The following is a 2,670-nucleotide window of genomic DNA, read 5'->3' as shown; positions in this document are numbered from 1 at the left end:
CTCGCGTCGCGCGAGGCGGCGGAGGCGGCGCGCGAGCGGGGCGCCCCGGGCACGGCGGGGCCCGGGCGCTGGGAGGACATCTTCACGCACCTGGGCGTGGGCGTGGCGGTGATGGGCGCGGAGGACAGCACGTTCATGGCGGCGAACCCCGCGCTCGCGCGCATGCACGGGCAGCCCGCCGAAGCGCTGAAGGGCCTGAAGCTGGAGGACCTGGTGGCGCCCGAGTCCCGTGGCGCGCTGCCCCGGCACATGGCCGCCGCCAGCTCCAAGCCGTTCCACGAATACGAAGCGCTGCACCTGCGCCGCGACGGCAGCCGCTTCCCCGCGTTCGTGCACGTGACGTCCCTGCGGGACGCGACGGGCCGCCGCGTGGGCCGCGCCGCCACGGTGCTGGACATCACCCAGCGCCGTCAGGCGGAGGCCGAGCGCCAGCGCCTGCTGGCCACCATCGAGGCGGAGCGCGCGCGGCTGGCGGCGGTGCTGGACCAGCTCCCCGCGGGCGTGCTCATCGCGGAGGCGCCCAGCGGCCGGCTGCTGCTGGGCAACCGCGCGCTGGAGTCGCTGCTGGGCCATCCGTTCCGGCCCTCGGCCAGCCTCGCGGACTACGAGTCGTCACACCAGATCTTCTCCGCGGAGAACGAGCCGCTGGCGGACGACGCGTGGCCCATGGCCCGCGCGCTGCGCACCGGCGAGACGCGCCAGGCGGAGCCGCTCCAGGTGCTCCGGCCGGACGGCACCACCGCGCACCTCCTGGGCTCCAGCGCGCCCGTGCGCGACCGGGACAACCAGATTGTCGCGGGCGTCGTCACGCTGGTGGACGTCACCGAGCGCCGCCGCGCGGAGGAGGCCGCGCGGGAAGCGGCGCAGTTCGGCGAGCGGCTCATCGCCATCGTCAGCCACGACCTGAGAAACCCCCTCAACGCCATCCAGCTGTCCGTCACCAGGCTCCTGCACGGCGACGCGCTCCAGGAGCGCGACCGCAAGGCGGTGTCCCGCATCGCGCGCTCCGGCGAGCGCATGGCGCGGATGATTTCGGAGCTGCTCGACTTCACCCGCAGCCGGCTGGGCGGCGGCATCCCCATCGAGCGGGTGCCCGGCGACGTGCGCATGGTGGTGCGCCAGGCGGTGGAGGAGCTGGAGGCGGCGTGGCCGGAGCGCTCGCTCACGCTGAACGTGGGCTCCGGCCGCTACGACGGCGCCTGGGACGCGGACCGGCTGCTCCAGGTGGTCAGCAACCTGGGCGGCAACGCGCTCCAGTACAGCCCGCCGGACTCCCCCGTGCGCTTCTCGCTGACGGACGCGGACGCGCACGTGGTGCTGGAGGTGCAGAACGGCGGAGACCCCATCCCCCCGGACCTGCTGCCGCGCCTGTTCGACCCCTTCCGGCGCGGCGCGGGCGGCAACACGCACGGCGGCCTGGGGCTGGGGCTCTACATCGTCGAACAGGTGGTGAAGGGCCACGGGGGCCGCATCGAGGTGCGCTCGCGCGCGTCCGAGGGCACCGTCTTCCGCGTCGTCCTGCCCCGCGAGCCGGCGTCGCCCGCGGTCCCGGCTCAGTAGGCGGCGGCTAACTGCGACTGCGAGCGGAACGGCTCCAGCGCGCGCATCAGGTCGTCCAGGTCCAGCGGCTTGGGGATGGACGCCCGGATGCCCTGGGGCACGGGGCGGGTGGCGCCCGCGCCCGACACGACGATGACGGGCAGGTTCTTGAGGCGCGGCTCCTTCTGCACGCGCTCCATCAGCTCCCAGCCGCTCATCACCGGCATCATCAGGTCCAGCAGCATCACGTCCGGCATGGGGCCGCGCTTGAGGCGCTCCCAGGCGTTCAGGCCGTTGCCGGCGACCTCCACGGCGAATCCTTCCAGCGTGAGGAACTCCTCCAGCATCTCACGGCTGTCGACATGGTCTTCCACGAGGAGGATGAGGCTTCGCATGGCTGGGGGGAGCCTCCCTCCGTCCGGCCACGGCCGCAAAGACCCCGTGTCCAGGGAACGTCCAACCCTGGACGCTAGGCCACGTGCAATGTGCGGCCGGCGCCAGTCCGGGTGCCCGCCAGGGCAGGCGGGCGCTCCGGACCCGGGGCCCATCCCGGAAAAAGCGGATGGGGCCTCCCCCTTCCAGGCGCCAGGGCGCGGAAGGCGAAGGCCCCACCGGGGACCGCGGCTCCAGGGGCTGTTCAGCCCTGGTACTGGTGCACGGACATGATGGGGTAGTTCATCGACGTGAGGCTGATGCGCTGCGAGCCGTCCGAGTTCACGTTGTTGGAGCCGATGAACTGGGGCTTGCCGTCCTTCCAGCCCGCGAACATCACCACGTGCTGGCCGCTGCCCACCCTCATGGAGACGACGTCGCCGGGCTTCGCGTCCTTCAGGTCCACGCGCTTGAAGTTCGGGTCGCGGTCCAGGTTCCCCTGGAGCGTCATCACGGACGCGCTGTGCTGGCTGTCCTTGATCTGCCCGGCCTGCTCCAGGCACGCGGAGACGAAGTTGGCGCAGTTGACGTTGTTGGGGACCCAGTCCTCCATGTCCGCGCCCACGCCGCTCTGCTCCAACTTCAGCGAGCCGGCGTTCTTGCCCATGTGCGACATCGCGATGTCGAACGGGCTGCCACCGGGGCCCCGCGTGCCCGGGCCCGCGCCGCCCGGAGGCGCCGTCACGTTGCCCGCGCCGC

General features: G+C 73.0%; 3 protein-coding genes. 1 reads left to right on the top strand and 2 read right to left on the bottom strand.

From position 1 onward, the window contains the following. The coding region (locus tag ACLEQD_RS40880) for a PAS domain S-box protein (RefSeq protein ID WP_410391335.1) at positions 1 to 1,560 on the top strand (1,560 nt) is incomplete at its 5' end. Here the strand turns inward: ACLEQD_RS40880 and ACLEQD_RS40875 are convergent. Continuing rightward, the gene (locus ACLEQD_RS40875; RefSeq protein WP_410391334.1) at positions 1,554 to 1,934 is read right to left on the bottom strand and encodes a response regulator; all 381 of its coding nucleotides are present in this window, start codon (positions 1,932 to 1,934) and stop codon (positions 1,554 to 1,556) included. The two genes, ACLEQD_RS40880 and ACLEQD_RS40875, sit on opposite strands and share 7 nt — an antisense overlap. A gap of 242 nt (positions 1,935 to 2,176) precedes the next feature. Then, a partial coding sequence (locus ACLEQD_RS40870; RefSeq protein ID WP_410391333.1) for a peptidoglycan-binding protein LysM occupies positions 2,177 to 2,670 on the bottom strand: 494 nt, incomplete at its 5' end.

It is taken from the genome of Corallococcus sp. 4LFB, from assembly GCF_046520365.1.
GTDB lineage: Bacteria > Myxococcota > Myxococcia > Myxococcales > Myxococcaceae > Corallococcus > Corallococcus caeni.
This window is presented reverse-complemented; position numbering and strand designations above follow the sequence as displayed.